This is a genomic window from Desulfovibrio sp., assembly GCA_016208105.1.
Classification (GTDB): Bacteria; Desulfobacterota; Desulfovibrionia; order Desulfovibrionales; family Desulfovibrionaceae; genus Fundidesulfovibrio.
This window is the reverse complement of record JACQYS010000011.1, coordinates 141,407-157,059: the sequence shown is the minus strand read 5'-3', so window position 1 is coordinate 157,059 and position 15,653 is coordinate 141,407. Positions and strand designations below refer to the sequence as shown.

At 60.2% G+C, this 15,653-nt stretch carries 18 protein-coding genes; 9 read left to right on the top strand and 9 right to left on the bottom strand.

Going from position 1 to position 15,653, the window contains the following annotated elements; all coding sequences use genetic code 11:
* Positions 1-698: 698 nt before the first annotated feature.
* Complete coding sequence (locus HY795_06700) at positions 699-998, bottom strand: hypothetical protein (protein MBI4804907.1); 300 nt, start codon at positions 996-998, stop codon at positions 699-701.
* 59 nt (positions 999-1,057) lie between these two features.
* On the bottom strand, positions 1,058-1,684 hold the full coding sequence (locus HY795_06695; GenBank protein MBI4804906.1) for a methyltransferase domain-containing protein: 627 nt from the start codon (positions 1,682-1,684) through the stop codon (positions 1,058-1,060).
* An 88-nt stretch (positions 1,685-1,772) separates the two neighbouring features.
* On the opposite strand from HY795_06695, the gene HY795_06690 reads away from it, so the two are divergent.
* Positions 1,773-1,916: a hypothetical protein gene (locus HY795_06690; GenBank protein MBI4804905.1), complete on the top strand. Its 144-nt coding sequence runs from the start codon at positions 1,773-1,775 to the stop codon at positions 1,914-1,916.
* Positions 1,917-1,929: 13 nt separating this feature from the next.
* On the opposite strand, the gene HY795_06685 is transcribed toward HY795_06690, so the two are convergent.
* Positions 1,930-2,325 (bottom strand): TonB C-terminal domain-containing protein, encoded by a 396-nt coding sequence (locus HY795_06685; protein MBI4804904.1) that lies wholly within the window; start codon positions 2,323-2,325, stop codon positions 1,930-1,932.
* Between the two features lie 419 nt (positions 2,326-2,744).
* A complete protein-coding gene (locus HY795_06680; protein ID MBI4804903.1) occupies positions 2,745-2,984 on the bottom strand; it encodes a hypothetical protein in 240 nt (79 codons plus the stop codon).
* A 213-nt stretch (positions 2,985-3,197) separates the two neighbouring features.
* Here HY795_06680 and HY795_06675 point away from each other — a divergent pair, with 213 nt between their 5' ends.
* Positions 3,198-3,374, top strand: coding sequence for a hypothetical protein (locus HY795_06675; GenBank protein MBI4804902.1), 177 nt, complete (start codon positions 3,198-3,200; stop codon positions 3,372-3,374).
* Between the two features lie 113 nt (positions 3,375-3,487).
* On the opposite strand, the gene HY795_06670 is transcribed toward HY795_06675, so the two are convergent.
* The 3 genes from HY795_06670 to HY795_06660 all read right to left on the bottom strand — a co-directional run bounded on the left by HY795_06670 (position 3,488) and on the right by HY795_06660 (position 6,102).
* Positions 3,488-3,952 carry an EVE domain-containing protein gene (locus HY795_06670; protein ID MBI4804901.1) on the bottom strand — a complete coding sequence of 155 codons (465 nt, stop codon included), beginning with the start codon at positions 3,950-3,952 and terminating at the stop codon, positions 3,488-3,490.
* Between the two features lie 78 nt (positions 3,953-4,030).
* Entirely contained in the window at positions 4,031-4,951 is a 921-nt protein-coding gene (locus HY795_06665; protein MBI4804900.1) for an alpha/beta hydrolase, read from the bottom strand.
* A gap of 68 nt (positions 4,952-5,019) precedes the next feature.
* A complete protein-coding gene (locus HY795_06660; protein MBI4804899.1) occupies positions 5,020-6,102 on the bottom strand; it encodes an ADP-ribosylglycohydrolase family protein in 1,083 nt (360 codons plus the stop codon).
* Between the two features lie 619 nt (positions 6,103-6,721).
* On the opposite strand from HY795_06660, the gene HY795_06655 reads away from it, so the two are divergent.
* Positions 6,722-7,264 (top strand): hypothetical protein, encoded by a 543-nt coding sequence (locus HY795_06655; protein ID MBI4804898.1) that lies wholly within the window; start codon positions 6,722-6,724, stop codon positions 7,262-7,264.
* 15 nt (positions 7,265-7,279) lie between these two features.
* Positions 7,280-7,858, top strand: coding sequence for a hypothetical protein (locus HY795_06650; protein MBI4804897.1), 579 nt, complete (start codon positions 7,280-7,282; stop codon positions 7,856-7,858).
* Positions 7,859-7,869: 11 nt separating this feature from the next.
* Here HY795_06650 and HY795_06645 read toward each other — a convergent pair whose 3' ends face one another.
* A complete protein-coding gene (locus tag HY795_06645; GenBank protein MBI4804896.1) occupies positions 7,870-8,481 on the bottom strand; it encodes a hypothetical protein in 612 nt (203 codons plus the stop codon).
* Between the two features lie 425 nt (positions 8,482-8,906).
* The gene (locus HY795_06640) at positions 8,907-9,278 is read right to left on the bottom strand and encodes a winged helix-turn-helix transcriptional regulator (GenBank protein ID MBI4804895.1); all 372 of its coding nucleotides are present in this window, start codon (positions 9,276-9,278) and stop codon (positions 8,907-8,909) included.
* Between the two features lie 275 nt (positions 9,279-9,553).
* On the opposite strand from HY795_06640, the gene HY795_06635 reads away from it, so the two are divergent.
* From HY795_06635 to HY795_06615, 5 genes are all read left to right on the top strand, one after another.
* Entirely contained in the window at positions 9,554-10,822 is a 1,269-nt protein-coding gene (locus tag HY795_06635) for an ammonia-forming cytochrome c nitrite reductase subunit c552 (GenBank protein ID MBI4804894.1), read from the top strand.
* Between the two features lie 64 nt (positions 10,823-10,886).
* Positions 10,887-11,543, top strand: coding sequence for a hypothetical protein (locus HY795_06630; GenBank protein MBI4804893.1), 657 nt, complete (start codon positions 10,887-10,889; stop codon positions 11,541-11,543).
* Positions 11,540-12,340 carry a cytochrome b/b6 domain-containing protein gene (locus HY795_06625; GenBank protein ID MBI4804892.1) on the top strand — a complete coding sequence of 267 codons (801 nt, stop codon included), beginning with the start codon at positions 11,540-11,542 and terminating at the stop codon, positions 12,338-12,340. Before HY795_06630 ends, HY795_06625 begins: the two co-directional genes overlap by 4 nt.
* A gap of 320 nt (positions 12,341-12,660) precedes the next feature.
* Entirely contained in the window at positions 12,661-13,776 is a 1,116-nt protein-coding gene (locus tag HY795_06620) for a response regulator (protein ID MBI4804891.1), read from the top strand.
* Between the two features lie 31 nt (positions 13,777-13,807).
* Positions 13,808-15,418 (top strand): response regulator, encoded by a 1,611-nt coding sequence (locus HY795_06615; protein MBI4804890.1) that lies wholly within the window; start codon positions 13,808-13,810, stop codon positions 15,416-15,418.
* Positions 15,419-15,653 lie beyond the last annotated feature (235 nt).

The window sequence follows — 15,653 nt, the reverse complement described above, 5'->3', positions numbered from 1 at the left end:
GCCTGGCTCCTCACCACACAATTCGGCGGCTGCTACTGGCTGGCTCTGGTGGTAATTGTTCAAGATGCCGAGGGAGAAATCATCCCCGGAGCTGTGATGTTCGGAGTTGCCCCAGGAAATCCGTAAAAATCAACGGGCTGATAGATATAAAAATAAAATGCAGGACATTCAGGTGGGCATCGTTCCTTCATACGAACTACTGTTCTGAAGATTACCATATTGTCGGGTACATGCTCACGGCCGACCCGACCGCATCCATGGCGACCGCCCGAAGAGAGCCCTTGCAACTCCCCCTGTTCGGACTCTCCGGCAGCGTTTCTTCGCTGACGATTCCAGACAGATACTACGGATATTCTGAAAAATTACCTCTCCAGGAGGGAGAACTGACAGGAACCGCCTATGCAAACATTTGCGAACGGATTCAAGAGACACCCTACATAGACAATCAAAATCCCATCTACGTTGACATTTATCATAAGATCAACGTTGTGCGGAGCACTCCGCAGCATTTCCACACCCTTTAGTGCACCGTGTTTCCATGAAGTGATCGAAATACAAGAGAATGAGACGGTGGACTTCGTCCTCTTTCAATTATTGCTCTGGCTTATCAGCGGGACGCTGGCTTTAAATCGCAAGATTTTGGAAAATGAACACACCAGCCTCAACCAGTATCTCGCATGCACCAGACTTGCGCCGCTTCACAAAAATCTGGGGACAAGAGGCAGAAGCAGCTTCAAGATGAGCGCGGATGCCGCCATTTCCGTGGCGAACACCAGCGCATTGAACCATTTGCCGGTTTTCGGCGTCGCCAGCGTGGCGATAACCAAAAAGAGTATGAAGCTTAGAATTGTCGCGGCGATGAGACCGGAAAAGAACACCCCGAACTGCACCGAGATGCGTATGCCGTCCATGGTTCCGGCTAGATGAAACGCCGCGAACACGATGACGTACGCTATGATCCTGCGAATCATCATGTTGTCTTTCGGTGTGTTGTCCACGGTGCTCTCCGGGAGGACTTCGTCCTCCTTTTATTTTTGCGCTGTCTTTACGGCGTACGTCAGTTCCGGATCGCGGTCATGAGGAAAATGGTGAACATGCGGTCCTGGCCGTTCTGCGTCTTCTTGGCCACCTGATGGGCCTCGCTGAAGCTAACCGAATGAAACCCCGCCTTCTCGAACACCTTGCGCAGCCAGTCGCGGTCGAACCCGTTGTGGTGGGCGTGCATGTCCGTGCCGTGGAACTCCCCGTCGTCTAAGTCCAGATCGGCCATAGCCACGGTTCCGCCCGGGCGGAGCATGGCGTGAAAAATCGCGGCCGCTGCCGAAACGTCCTCCACATGGTGCAGCACCATGGACCCCGTGACCACGTCGATCACCGGCAGGTCGTCCGGGGTGGCCAGGTCCACGTTCCACTGCCACAGCTGCACGTTGTGCTTTGGTGAGGCCGCAAGCTTGGAGCGCAACACGTCGAGCATGGCCTCGGATTCGTCAGCGGCTATGAGCATGCCCACGTGCGGCGCCAGTGCCAGGCTCACCAGTCCGGTCCCGGCGCCGTAATCCAAGAGCGTGGTCTGCGGTGTAAGGGGCAGGGCTTCGAGCATGGCCGCGGAGATGGCTTTGGCCACCGCCACCTTTCGCGGGTCGTCGTCCCAGGTCTTGGCTTTGGCGCTGAAGGCGTCTGTCATGATGAATCCTTTACTGCTTGAATTCATACCAAGGTCGGACAGGGGCGGTCGCCTTCCCTTGCCCACGGGCATCTGCTAGAATAAGAAAATGTCAGAATACCTATGGATACTGTTCGGAGTCCTGGCCATCACCGTCGCCCTGTCGATCGCATGGTACATCCTCGCTCAACCCCAAGGAAGCATTAACGTCCGGGTGGATTTCGACCACTACAAGGACCGGGAGGGACGCTAAGCGGTCCCCTGCCCTACTGCGTGGAGAACACCAGCACCATCTCACACGGCCCCACCGTGGCTGGAGGCGCGGGCAGATCCGTGACCTGGGCCACCGTGTCCATGGCCGATTTGTCGAAAACCTTCATGCCGGACGACTTGACGAGCTTCGCTTTCGTAAGCTGGCCTTCCGCCGATATGCTTATCTGGACCCGGCAGGCCAGCTTCTTGCCCTTGGCCTCTTGAGGGTTCTGCCACTTCTTCATGATGATGTTCTCAACCATCTCGGCGTACATTTCGTCGGTCGGCTCCGAACCGGTTTGCGCCGTGGCGGACATCGTCGGGGACAGGAGGCACAGGGCCAGAAAGAGCACGGCAAGCAGCGGGGCGTTCTTCACGGGAATCCTCGGGAAGGTGGTATGGGTATGCATACGCCCTTTTATCCACGATTATCGGTTATTATTCAACCCATTACCGTAAAACACGGGCAAAAATGAAATCAGACCCGGCCGACATGACGACCCGACGTTACCTCCCGAACCTTGACCGGTTCCTTGTTTGTGATACCAAGAATCCGGGTCCGTCATCTGCTGTTAGCTTGCTGTTCCCACCACACTATTGACCAACCTCTAGGATCAGATCGGCGGACCTCCTTTTTCGCACATCCAAAGCCCGTCTCCCGTGAGGCGGGCTTTTTTGCCCCCCTGAGGAAGTGATGCCTGTTCTCCTGGATTTTCTCCCAATGGTTATGGAGCTAGCAGTGAAATATGTATCAGCTCTGTAAGCAAAAAGGGCGGCAGGGATGCATTATCCCTACCGCCCTGTCCGGCCAGCCAAATGGGTGCGCACATCACCTCAAGTTTTGAGCGATGCCCTGCGATATATCCTGCTGCGATTTCATCATGTTCCCGAGCATTGTGAACATATTCTGCATGTTTGCCAGATCCTGCTGGGTCTGCTGGGTGTTCGTCGTGGTACCTGTGGTGATATCCAGGTTGGGAGGCGTTGTCGGGTAAGACCCCATGGCCAAACAGATGGACGCGGAAAAAAGGAGCGAGCAGGCAAAGAAAAGAGATACGATGCGTTTCATAAACACCTCCGGGAGTGGGTTTCAAAACCTTGAACGGATGGTTTCTTCTGAAATAGCACTACTGGAGGTGCAGTCAAACGCGTTAAAACTATTTTACCACTTGGGATTACAGTATTATTTTAAAGGTAGGGTTGTTCTCGGTCAAAATGGGGGATTTCACGCATTTCAAGTTCGGAAAAATATGGTACGATACGGAAAACCCCGGAGGGACACATGGAATGCAACTTCTGCGCGGACCACATCACCCCGGAAGAACAGGGCGTCCACACGCTGGACCTCAGGTATTACTGGTGCCCGGCCCTGGGCACCGTGGTATTTCCTGAGTTCGATCTCTTCTGCTGTCTGGCCAGGCGCGCCGGCTCAATCCAGGACGAGCCGACCCAGCACTGAGTTCTTGGCTTATTGAGTACTTCTGGAATTATTCCAGGCTTAAGCTCTCACTTTTCGTGAGTCCGTCTCTCCTGTCAGCCCAAACACCCTTACCCGGCAAATCGCTCCCCGCCCTACCCGCCAAGCCTGCACACAATCTCAAACTCCTCCTTGGTGATGGGCATCACCGACAGCCGCGACCCTCGGCGCAGAAGCTCCATGCCTGCAAGGGCCGGGGTGCGGCGCATGGCCGCCAGGGGCACAGGGGTGGCGAATTTACCTACGAAGGCGACGTCCACCGAGAACCAGAGTGGCTTTTCCGGGGTGGACTTGGGGTCGTAGTGGCTGTCCTGCGGGTCAAAGGCGGTCTCGTCGGGGTGGGCGGCCCGCACCACGCGCATGGTGCCCACGGCCGAAGGCTCGGTCACGCTGTGGTAGAAGATGGCCAGGTCGCCCTCGGACATCTGGTCGCGGATGAAGTTGCGGGCCTGGAAATTGCGTACTCCGGTCCAACTGGTGGTCTGGCCCGGCTCCGCGGCCAGATCGTCTATGGAATAGCATCCCGGCTCGGACTTCAAGAGCCAATGGTTCACGGCCATTGCGGTCGCCTCCTGGCGGCTGGCGGGTAGAAGGGGTTCCTATGAATCCTCATACCACGTGGTTTTGAACAATCATCTTCAGGGGCGCTTTTTGCCAAGCGGGGTGCCCGCGCACCGCGAGCCTGCCAGAAACGCGTCCACCCGTGCGGCCAGCTCCTCCGGGAACTGGTGCATCATCCAATGCGAGCCGTGGTCGACCACCTCCAGGGTGGCCTGGCCGCCTTGCAGAAACTCGAGCATGTTCTGGCTGAGTTCGGGCGGGCAGACCCAGTCCTTCTTGCCGACCAGGAGAAGCACCGGAGCGCGAAGCTTCATGAGCCTGGAGGAGGTTCCGGGCCAGGTGCGCATGGCCTGGTACTGGCGGGCGAGCACGCTCATGTCCGGCGGGGCAATGCGGCGCCGCACGCGCCCGGACGTCTCGGGATGGGCGGACACCCAGCCGGTGGGAAACATGGTTTCCCGTATCTGGTCCAGACTCATTGTGTTCATCTCGTCAAGCACGGGAATGAGCGCGGCGGAGTCCGAGGCGCTGGCCACAAGCACCAGGGAGCACACCAGGTCCTGCCGGGCAAGCGCCAGCTCCTGGGCCACCATGCCCCCCATGGACCAGCCCAGAACGCCCGTCCCGGAAATCCCCATGGCGTCAAGCAGCCCGGCCGCGTCGCGGGCCATGCCGGCAATCGACACTTCCGCGCCGGGATCCAAGCGGGATTGCCCCATCCCCCTGTTGTCCATGAGAATGAGCCGATGCTTCGAAGCCAGAGTGTCTATGAACTCCTGGTCCCACATGTCCCGGGTCATGGCGTAGCCGGTGAGCATAAGAAGCGGTTCGCCCAGGCCCATGACGGTGTAGTCCACGGCCACGCCGTCCACCTGGACGGTGCCGGAAACGACCTGGGGCTGCACGGCGGGCTTGGCCGCGCAACCGGCCAGGCCCAGAAGCAGGACGAAAACCAGGGCGAGCCTGGCCAGAGGACTCTGGTAAAGCCTGTAACTCATGGGTGGCCATCCGTATGTATCTGGTTCATGCATCTGCCTCCGGGTGTACTGGCGAGAGTTCACCGGCCTCACTGCGTACCAACCTGCGATGCCAGATCTTGCGCCAGTTCCATAAGCATTCCGCCCTCTTCGAGCCCATCGATAAAGCGCCTTGGAATGCCGGACAAGCCTGTCTGGGCGCCCGACAGGGCCCCGGACAGGATGGTGCGGGCCTGGTTCTGGCCCCCGCCGTTCACGCTGTGAAGCACAGCCGCCTCGAAATCATCGCCGAAGCGGGCCGCCAGATAGTAGGCGGCGGGGAGCTGATGGTAGATGGCGCAGGGCATGCCGTACACAAGCGAGACCTTCCAGGCAGGTTCGATGCGGATGTCCGGGTCAACGGCTGCGGCAGCCATGTAGGACGGCGACAGGAGCGCGTCCGGGGAGGCGAAGCGCCCGGCCCTGGGCGGATCGGGGTCGCCGGGGCGCGGCGGTTGCAGGTTGTCGCGGGTTACGGCGTGAAAGGGCAGCTGGCCGTCCTTCACCAGGCGCATGAGCTTGCCCGAGAGCTGGCCGTCGAGCTTTTCGCCTCGAACCAAGAGCCCCAGCACCGAGCAGAAGGCCACGGAAAGCGAGACCACCAGGTCGTCGGCCTGGGTCAGCACCACGTTGTCCGCCACGTGGGAGGCGAGTTTGGCTGGCTCTGTGGCGTACCGCACGGCGATGGCCAGGGCGCGCTCGATGCCCTCGGTGGTGTCGGCCGGGCCGCCCGTCTCATCCCAGGACAGGTTTTGGACCACCCGGAGCCGGTAGGCCTCCCGGATGGACTGGCTGGTGTAGTTGCCGGGGCCGCTTACAGGGGTTCCGTCGAGAAGCGGGAACAGTTCCTGGTCCAGGCGGCGGCAGAAGTCCGCCCTGTCGTAGCCCCCGCGCGACACCAGGGACGACACCATGAGCTTTAAGATGAACCCGGCCTGGGAGAGCTGGCCGGCCTTCATGCCGTCGTGGTAGCGGCCGGGTTTGGGGTCGGTGTAGCCGGTTATCCAGTCGCCGTAGTCGCTGCGAAGCTCGCCTATGTCGTAGTACCAATGGGGCCCGAGGCCAAGGGCGTCGCCCACGAAGGCCCCCATGATGGCCCCCTGGGCGCGGTCGCGGATGTCTCTACCTGGCATGTGATGCCCTCCGTGATTTTGCACTCTCCGTTGCAACGGCCTAAGCATCGGACCTGGGGGATTTTTCCACAAGAAGGCCGCCATGAAAAGTGCCGGGGAGCCTGAAGACCGAACTGGGCCGGAACGGCGTGCCTTTCCTCCAAGGCTTGCGTACGAAGGGCTTCGACTCTTCGATGAACGCCACGAGGGGGCGCTCACTGAGGAGCAACAGTGCCGTATTCGAGATCAACAGCATCTAAGACGGATTCAGAAAAACGTACCCTTCAAAATCGCATCTGGAGGCGTTTTTCTTCGTCACTCGAACCCGAGGCTGCAAAAAGAGCCAGGATGGATCAGAGAGGCGTTTCTGCGATTCCAGCCATTTTTGAATCGGGAGAATGTCGATAAATGCTTAGCCTGAAGTGTGCAGAGACAAGCACGTTTCGCCAGCAGCAAACAGCAGAGTTGGAGTTCAAGCACAGCTTGAAGAAATCGACTGTCGCCTGAACAGGCACCGGGCGAATTGCCTTGCCCACTCCCCCCACTCTCCAGCGGCTGCTAATAAACTTGTTCATATCGGGCATGTAAAGTAACTCTTGCAACGCTTACACACTGTCGCCATTTTAACGATGAGGTGTTCATGTTCGCACGAGTCCCGCCCATGCTCCTGGCCGTCCTTCTGGTTGCCTCTGTTGGCCTGGCCTGCGCCCAGTCCGGCAAGGGGTCTGGCATGTCGGCCGACGCAAAGGCCAAGCTGGACGCCATTTGCGCCCGCACCGACGTCTACGGCTGCTACGCCAACAGCAAATACGGCTACACGGTCGCCTGGCCCAAGAAGCTCCTGACGGCCCAGGAGGAAGCGGATGACGGGGGCGGCAAGATGTTCACCTCGCGCGACGACAAGGCCAGCATGGCTTGCTGGGCCTACTTCAACAACGTGGTCCCGCCGCTGCAAAAGGGTTTCCAGGAGGCGCTCAAAGAGCCCGGCCTCCAGGTGACCTACAAGCACATGGGGCCGGATTTCTTCGTGGTATCAGGCATAAGGGACGGCAATATCTTCTACAGGAAGACGGTGAAGGGAAAAGAAGCCCAGGCGTCTTTCGAGCTGACCTACCACCCGTCCCTCAAGGAGGCCTTTGATCCGGTTGTCGGCGACGTGGCCAAGTCGCTCATCATGCACTAGTCTTGCGGAGGGTCCATGCACAAACGCTCAATTTTCTCAATTCTGGCGGCAGCTGTTGCGGCTGTGGCCATGCTGGCGGGCGCCCTCCCCTACGCCTGCGGGATCGCTGGGGCCCAGGCGCAGGAGCGTGCCGTTTCATATACGCGCATCGCATCCGGCGAATACCAGAACTTCGTCGTGAACTGGGACGAGAACACTGTTCCGGTGCTGTGCGCCCTGCTTAGCTTTCCCGCCCAGTACGCCGCCGTGTTCCATGCCGCTCCGGTGATGGGAGGCGCGCGCCCTTACGCTCCTTCGCCTCAAACATTCGAAAAGGAACAGGTTCTCGTGGTTGCCAGGGTGATGCCCGCCCCGGAAAACATGGACGCTGTCTTCACGGTGGAGCGCGTGGTGGAGAACGGGACGGAGCTTACCCTTTTCTACAGGTACACCGCGCCCACAACCAGGGCGACCTACACGGTGAAGAACCAGCTGAGCCTCCTCATCCCGAAGCGCGCCTACACCAAGGTGAGCTTTTACGAGAACGGGAAGCTGGCGGGCGAGCTGAACACGGCTGCCGGGCAGTGGTGCGTTCCGGCGGTTGCCCCGCGCTGAAGAGGCCCCCCTTAAGGCCCGGACCACCTCCAAACTGATACGCCGCCGTACATCTCAAAAGAGGAGTCGGTCTGAACGCCCATGGTGTTTGCGCCCGCCCCGCCCTGCTGGGTCGTGGTCGCCCTGGAAGGCAGCAGGCTCGTTACATCATCCAGCACGCTGGGGATGCTCCCGGTTGCGCCCGGCAGCAGGGACGGCATGTCCGAGGGCGAATACATGATGAATGGGAACGTCTGGCTTCCCTGGTTGCCGGACTGTCCGTAGGCCCCCTCTCCGATATAGAAACCCGTCCAGGGCGGGAGAGACGATCCCCATGTCGTGGGTGCGGCTGCGCCGCCGGAAGGCAGCAGGCTCGTTAGATCGTCCAGCACGCTGGGAATCGTGCTGTTCTTGGCGGGCATCTGGGCGATAACCTCGTCGATGGACAGGAAAGGAAAAGAGGACGACTGCCCTCCCAAGCTTCCGGAAAACGGGGAAACGCCGCTCGTGCCGGATCCCTGTGGCGTGACGGCGTTCAGTAAACCTTCCAGCATGGCGTCGTTCCAGATTGACACACTGGTCCGGGAGTCGATGACAGGCGTGAGCCCTTCCATCACCTGAGTCAGGCCGGTCGCGGGCGACATCGCAAACACCAACCACAGCAAGGAGATTCGCAGGCTTTTCACAACCCACCCCCTGAAACGATGGTTCTTGGCTTACAACGTCACACATCCTCCACAAATCGAGGTGACAGCGGGCCAAACGCGACGAACAAGCTCGTGATGCCCGTGCCGACTCTTCTTGATACTGCCCTCATACTCCTTTTTTTCATGCAGGCAAGGCCTGCCGCGCCATTGGGGCCTGCCCCCGTTTCAGCGGCTGGAACCAGCAAGCGGGCTGTACAGGTGCTGGAAACCGTCCCCCGCCATAGCGGCCCTGGGCCAACAAACGAGCGCCCCAGGGCAATGTCTGGGGCGTTTTTTTGTGCGGATTGTGTCTGACAAAGGTGGACGCCGGCATGCGAGTCCGCGCCGGCAAAGGCCAGGGGTTTACGCCAAGGGGCACAGGCTCACTGTTTTGCACCGCGTTTCGGCGCCTGTTCGCAGTTTCTGTCCGGGCTCAAGCGAAACCCCTTCAGCGCGGCGCTGTCCGCGAGCGCCTCTTCGATGCCGCCCATGTGTTTGGCCAGGAGTTGCAGGACCTCGCGCGCGAAAGGCTCGACCGCGTCCGAAAGCCGGTAGTACGCCCAGGTCCTGCACCGCCGGTCCGTAACCACTCCGGCGTTCTTGAGGGTGGCCAGGTGGCGAGACACCGTGGACTGGGGCATGTTCAGGGCGTGGGTCAGGTCGCAGACGCACAACTCGCCCTGGGAAAGAAGGTTCACTATACGCAGTCGGGTCTCGTCGGTGAGGGCCTTGAAGAGGAGGGCGATGGACTTCATGCGCGCTCACTAATTTGCCCACGGCGTGAATGGCAAGGGGAAGTGTCCACAATCGGCCACGACCGCTCTCCCCAGGGGTGGTATTACGATTTTTTAAACTATTCGAAACGTAGAACGTGCCGGAATATATCTGAATTTTTAATCGCAAATCTCATTTCATACCGATTATGTCTATAATTCATTGTCAAAAATGAAACAGGCGTGATATGTAGGAACCCAAACTGTCTTCCATGAGGTGTGGTTCACGTTTTTAGTCAACCGAGGAGGAACATCATATGAAACGGGCATCCCTGTTCCTGGGCTTACTGGCGGTACTGGCTCTGACGGCCTGCGGCGGTGGTGGAGGGGAAAAGGTCAACGTGGCGGAGGTCACGTCCAAGCCCAAGGCATATGTCGGTTCCGAGCGTTGCAAATCCTGCCATCTTGAACACTTCGACTCCTGGATGATGACCCTGCACAGCCGGATGCTGGGAGACGCCCGCAAGGACAAGGACGTCATCATAGCCGACCTGGACCCAGCTACTATCAGGGCCGACCTGGCCAAGCTCCAGAACCTCAAGGTAAAACCCGAGGAATTCTACATCCCCAAGCCCGAAGAGGTGCTCTACACCATCGGCAGCCAGTGGAAGCAGCGCTACATCGTTGAGAAGAACGGCATGCTGGTGATAGCGCCCATCCAGTACAACTCCGACACCGGACGCTGGGTGAACTACAACGAGGCCACCTGGGACAAGAGCTCCTGGATACTCAAGTGCGGCGGCTGCCACGCCACCGGCGTGGACCTTCAGAAGAACACCTTCGAGCCGAGCGTGGGCTGCGAGGCCTGCCACGGACCAGGCTCCTGGCATGCGGCACTGCCCAAGGCCCAGGTGTTCGACAAGCGCACCACCATCGTCAACCCGGCCAAGCTCACCAGCGGCGTGGCCACCCAGATATGCGGCTCCTGCCACAACCGGGGCAAGTCCACCAAGAACGACAAGGCCGAGTGGCCGGTGGGCTACCTGCCGGGCAAGGCCCTGGAAACCTATTTCAAGTCCACATCCTTCGCCGCTGGCGACGCCCAGCACCTCTACGGCAACGAACTCTCCAAGGCCCACCACCAGCAGTACATCGACTGGAAGCAGTCCAAGCACTTCGTGGAAGGCGTGAGCTGCACGTCCTGCCACTACGTGCACGAACTGGGCATCGGCAAGACCCGCTTCCAGACCCGCGAGTCCGGGTCCAAGCAGTGTCTGTCCTGCCATCCCAGAACTGCCTCCAACCAGGCCCACGCCATCCACTCCTTCGGCAACTGCGTGGGATGCCACATGCCGCGGGTGGTGAAGAGCGCCGAGACCGGCGACCTGCACAGCCACGTGTTCAAGGCGCTCCTGCCCAAGGAAACCCTGAAGGATCCCAAGATCCCCAACTCCTGCGTGACCTGCCATCATCACGCCAAGGACGACCTGGCCACGCTCCAGAAGAAGTACGACGCCCTGGCCCAGCTGCCAAAGCCCCAGGGCAAGGTGATCGACAGCGTGGACATGATAAAGGCCGGCAACTGACGCAAACGGTCCGCCGCATCCGCCGGTCATTTCCGGCGAGCGTGGCGGACGAGCGGAGGGCGTCATGAGAACTGCATATATTGCCCTGCTCGCCCTGGGCTGCATGCTGGCCGCGCCGCCCTGGTCCTATGGCCAGGGGGAGTCTTCGTCGCGCAGGTCTGGCTATTACGGATACGAGGCGAGTACGGGCCGCTACGACAATACCGAGGCCGTGCCCAGGGGTCGGGGCGCCTTCAGCCTGTCCAAAGAGGGAACTCCTGGCCGCTTCGCGGTGTCCGGACCGGAAGCCCGCAACCGCATGTTCCTGGCTGATTCGCACGCGGGCATCCCCTACTACCGCTACAAGAAGTGCGAGGACTGCCACGCCGGAGCCGTGCGCAACACCCATTCCACGCACGGCGGCATCTCCTGCCGCCAGTGCCATGGCCCGGAACCGGTGGCCAGCGTGAACCACTTCTTCTCGCGCTTAAACCCGGTGCGCAAACACGCCTACGTGTGCGCAAAATGCCACGAGGACGCCAGCGCGTCCTTCGGCCAGTTCGTGGTCCACCAACCCCCGCCTCTTTCGGAAGAGGCGGCCAGGGAGTTCAAGTCGCTCTCCTATGTCTCCTGGGGCATGCACGGACTTCTCTTGGGCGTGCTGCTTCTGTTCATCCCGCATACCGCGCTGTGGCTCCTGCGCGAACTGCGTGAACGCCGCGGCAAGGGAGGCAAGCCATGAACATCCGGCGATTCACATTCACCCAGAGGGTCTTCCACGCTTTAATGGCCTTTTGCTTCATGGCGCAGTCCGTCACTGGCTTCGCAAGGCTTTACGGCGAGAGCGTCTGGGGCGAGCGCCTGGCCGGGCTCTTCGGCGGTCAGGCCGGGGTTCTGGCCGCGCACAAGGCCGGCGGACTCTTCATGGTGGCCCTCCTCTTGGCCCACGTCGTCCATGTGCTGTTTACTTCGCCGCGCGGGCTCGTTCCCGGGCCGGATTCCATGATGCCCCGCCTGCGCGACGTCTCGGACTTCTTCAAACACGTGGGCTGGATGCTCGGGCTCAACAAGCACCCGAGCCTGGACCGCTGGGCCTATTGGGAGAAGTTCGACTACTGGGCGGTGTTCTGGGGCGTTGCCATCATCGGCGGGAGCGGGCTTCTGCTGGTGAACCCGGTGGCCTCCGCCCGCTTTGTGCCTGGCTGGTGGCTGAACATCGCCCTGGCCCTGCACCACGACGAGGCGTTTCTGGCCATGGGCTACATCTTCCTGATCCACTTCACGGTGGCCCACATGCGCCGGTCGCGCTTTCCCATGGACATGGCCATGGTGAGCGGGAGCATGCCCATGGAGGAAATCCGCCATGAGCGCGGGGACTGGGAGGCGAGGCTTTCGGCTTCAGGCGGCGCAGCCGTGGCCCCCCCCGCCCTCCCCCCTGCCGGGCGCGGGCTGGCCCTGTGCGTCGGCTGGGCCGTGGTGCTGTGCGGCTGGCTCCTGGCCCTGTGGGGGCTTGGCGAGGTGGTGCGGCACGGATTGTAGCCCACGCAACGAGGAAACCGGAGAACAGCTCCGTGAAGGCGGCCCCGTTGCAACTCGCGGGGCCGCTTCTTTTCCAGGCGCCGACACTTGGGCCGCAAGCGGCCCGCCCTTCAACGCATGCCGCAAAAAGAGCCGAACATATGCTCTCCACTCAATCTTTACTTGCCATTCTGGCAGGACTGGTCAATCTGGTACAGAAATATGTAGAGAATGACGCCGGCTGAACGAAGGCGCGCCAGCGCGGATGTGCGCCTTCAACGGACCGCATCGATGGCTGCGGGCCGGGCACACAGCCGCCCGTTCGCATGCAAGGGCTCACCATGTCCGACAAAGTGCTTTTTGTAGATGACGAACAGCTCGTTCTGGACTCCTTCCGGCGCACCCTGCACGCCAAGTACTCCGTATTCACCGCAGTGGGCCCGGAGGCCGGACTTGAGATGCTACAGTCCGGCGGCCCGTTCGCGGTGGTGGTGTCCGACCTCAAGATGCCCGGCATGGACGGCTTCGAATTCCTGGCCAAGGTGCGTGAGCAGGCCCCGGACACGGTGTGCATCATGCTCACCGGATTCGCCGACCTGGAAGCAGCGGTCAAGGCGGTGGACGCCGGGAACATCTTCCAGCTGTTGACAAAGCCCTGCCCCACCGAAACCCTGGCCGCGTCCATCGATGCGGGCATCAAACAGTACCGCATGGTCATATCGGAACGGGAGCTTTTGCAGGGCACGCTGACAGGAACCATCCGCGTGCTCACCGAGGCGTTAAGCGTGGCCAATCCCTTCGCCTTCGGGCGCGAGCAGCGCATCAAGGCCCTGGTGGCGGGCATGGCGGAGATCCTAAACAAAGAGGTGTCCTGGGAGCTCGATCTGGCGGCCATGCTGTCCCAAATCGGGTGCATGGGCCTCCCGCCCAAGGTCCTGGAAGACCTGGCCGCGGGCGTGGACCTCTCCAAGGACGCGCAGGCCCTCTACGAATCCCATCCCGCCATCGGCGCGGGCCTTTTGAAGGCCATCCCGCGCATGGAGCCAGTGGCGGCCATGGTGGCCGAGCAGAGCATGGACCTTCATCCGCTCCAGCCCGAAGGGGCCAGGTTTCTCAAGGCCGCCGCCGACTATGACCTTTTGACCAGCAAGGGGCTTTTGCCCCACGAAGCCTACAGCAAGATGCTCGGCTACAAGTCAAGCTACGAACCGGCGATTCTGGAAGCTTTGGGCAAGCTTATCGCCAGGCAGAGCGGCTTCGAGCGCAAATACGTGAACATAAGCGACTTAAACGCCACAATGACCCTGGAGGAAGACATCGTCACCCGGGAGGGACTTCTGCTCATGTCCAAAAGCGGCGAGTTAAACAACACCGTCATACAGCGCCTCTTGAAGGCCGGGGCCACCCTGAACATCGTGGAGCCCGTGGCGGTCAGATTTCCGGGACAGAGCCAATAACGCCTTTGCGGGCGCACAACGTACGACGCACATGCCAGCACGAATACTCTTCGTCGACGACGACCAGCAGGCCCTCGAATCCTGCCAGGCCATGCTGCAAAAGCACTTCGAGGTGGCCACGAGTTCCGACCCCGCGCAGGCGCTGGCGCAAATCCGGGCATCCGGGCCGTTCGCCGTGGTGGTTTCCGCGCTCAAGTTAAAGCGCATGGACGGCATTGAGTTCTTGATCAAAGTCCGCGAGCTCCATCCGGAAACCGTGTGCATCATGCTCACCGGGTTCGCGGATGTGAACGTCGCGATCAAGGCCTTGAACCAGGGGCACGTGTTTCGTTTTCTCACCAAGCCCTGCCTTCCCGAAACCATGTTCAAGGCGCTCGAGGCGGGCATCAGGCAGTACTACACCAACATCGCCGAGAAGGAGATCCTGCAGAAGACGCTCATGGGAAGCGTGCGCATGCTCATCGAGGCCCTGAGCCTGGCCAACCCTGCGGCCTACGGGCGCACGCGGCGGGTGCGCAACCTGGTAAAGAACATGGCCAAGGCCCTTGAGAAAAAGATTCCCTGGGAGCTTGATCTGGCCACCATGCTCTCGCACATCGGCTGCATGTCCATCCCTCGGAAAATATTGGACGACATAACCGCCGGGAAGGAGCTGACCAAGAGCGACATGAAGCTCTACCACAGCCATCCCATCGTCGGGGCCAACCTTTTGGAGCAGATCCCCCGCCTGGAGTCCGTGGCGGCCATCATCGCCGCCCAGTTCCAGGAATTCAACCCGGGGCAGTCCGAAAGCGTGCGCTTTCTGAAGGTGGCTGTCGAGTACGACATGCTTTTGAGCACCGGGCTGGCCCCGTACGAAGCCTACGGGAGAATGAAGGCCTACAAGCACCGCTACGATCCGGTAATGCTTGAGGCTTTGGAAAAATGCATCGCCGAGGAAGGCGGCTATGCGCTCAAGTTCGCGGCCATAATCGAACTCAAGCCCAACATGGTGCTGGCCGAGGACATCGTCAGCCGAAACGGCGTGCTCCTTCTCTCAAGAGGGACCATGCTCGACCAGGACGCCATCGACGCCCTGACCGTGGCCCATGAGACCTTCAACATCGTCGAGCCGGTCACGGTGGTCATGCCCTCCAAGGTCGGACCCATCAACCTGGAAAAGACCATCAGCTCGCTGGTGGAGCTGTTCAAGCACCAGATGGAGGCCAAGGGAATCTACTTCACCCTGGAGCTGGACAAGGCCCTGCCCCCCTACTTCAAGGGCCGCCAGGACCACGTGAAGCAGGTTCTCTTCAACCTTCTCTCCAACGCCTTCAAGTTCTCGGAATCCGGCCAGATAACGGTGTGCGCAAGCCCCATCTTCGAAGCCAAGTCCGGAAAATTGAAAAACATCCTGTTCATCGTGTCCGACAGCGGCTACGGGATGCCGGACATCCTCATAGAAAGCATATTTGAATTCGACGAACCAAAACCGGCCATGGTTAAAAAGCATGTGCAGAAAAAGATACTCGGCCTTACAATCGTTATGCGCCTAGTAAAGCTGATGCATGGATCGCTGTGCATTCTTTCAAAAGTCGATCTCGGCACGGATGTGTACTTCACCATTGAGGCTGCCGAGCAGCCTGGGGAACAATCCGGATGACCGCCAGGCTGGCAGGGCCGGCTGCCAATGGTTTGTTCAGAATCGTATTGGGTGCTGTAGCCATCTACTCTTGAGGCCGCGCTTTTTAAGCTGGCCCCCCATCCAGACGCAGATGCCGGCGCGTGAACGCCTCACCGTGTGGCCAAGCGCGCACCATTGTCAAAAAGTAGTGTAATCCTACCAGCATAAAGAAAGAGTTGATGATACAGAGGCATTGAATTTATGAATACATCTA

Coding starts and splice junctions, on each gene's coding strand:
- HY795_06695 (MBI4804906.1), bottom strand. CDS start 1,684: ATGACAGACGCCTTCAGCGCCAAAGCCAAGACCTGGGACGACGACCCG.
- HY795_06690 (MBI4804905.1), top strand. CDS start 1,773: ATGTCAGAATACCTATGGATACTGTTCGGAGTCCTGGCCATCACCGTC.
- HY795_06685 (MBI4804904.1), bottom strand. CDS start 2,325: ATGCATACCCATACCACCTTCCCGAGGATTCCCGTGAAGAACGCCCCG.
- HY795_06680 (MBI4804903.1), bottom strand. CDS start 2,984: ATGAAACGCATCGTATCTCTTTTCTTTGCCTGCTCGCTCCTTTTTTCC.
- HY795_06675 (MBI4804902.1), top strand. CDS start 3,198: ATGGAATGCAACTTCTGCGCGGACCACATCACCCCGGAAGAACAGGGC.
- HY795_06670 (MBI4804901.1), bottom strand. CDS start 3,952: ATGGCCGTGAACCATTGGCTCTTGAAGTCCGAGCCGGGATGCTATTCC.
- HY795_06665 (MBI4804900.1), bottom strand. CDS start 4,951: ATGAGTTACAGGCTTTACCAGAGTCCTCTGGCCAGGCTCGCCCTGGTT.
- HY795_06660 (MBI4804899.1), bottom strand. CDS start 6,102: ATGCCAGGTAGAGACATCCGCGACCGCGCCCAGGGGGCCATCATGGGG.
- HY795_06655 (MBI4804898.1), top strand. CDS start 6,722: ATGTTCGCACGAGTCCCGCCCATGCTCCTGGCCGTCCTTCTGGTTGCC.
- HY795_06650 (MBI4804897.1), top strand. CDS start 7,280: ATGCACAAACGCTCAATTTTCTCAATTCTGGCGGCAGCTGTTGCGGCT.
- HY795_06645 (MBI4804896.1), bottom strand. CDS start 8,481: ATGTCGCCCGCGACCGGCCTGACTCAGGTGATGGAAGGGCTCACGCCT.
- HY795_06640 (MBI4804895.1), bottom strand. CDS start 9,278: ATGAAGTCCATCGCCCTCCTCTTCAAGGCCCTCACCGACGAGACCCGA.
- HY795_06635 (MBI4804894.1), top strand. CDS start 9,554: ATGAAACGGGCATCCCTGTTCCTGGGCTTACTGGCGGTACTGGCTCTG.
- HY795_06630 (MBI4804893.1), top strand. CDS start 10,887: ATGAGAACTGCATATATTGCCCTGCTCGCCCTGGGCTGCATGCTGGCC.
- HY795_06625 (MBI4804892.1), top strand. CDS start 11,540: ATGAACATCCGGCGATTCACATTCACCCAGAGGGTCTTCCACGCTTTA.
- HY795_06620 (MBI4804891.1), top strand. CDS start 12,661: ATGTCCGACAAAGTGCTTTTTGTAGATGACGAACAGCTCGTTCTGGAC.
- HY795_06615 (MBI4804890.1), top strand. CDS start 13,808: ATGCCAGCACGAATACTCTTCGTCGACGACGACCAGCAGGCCCTCGAA.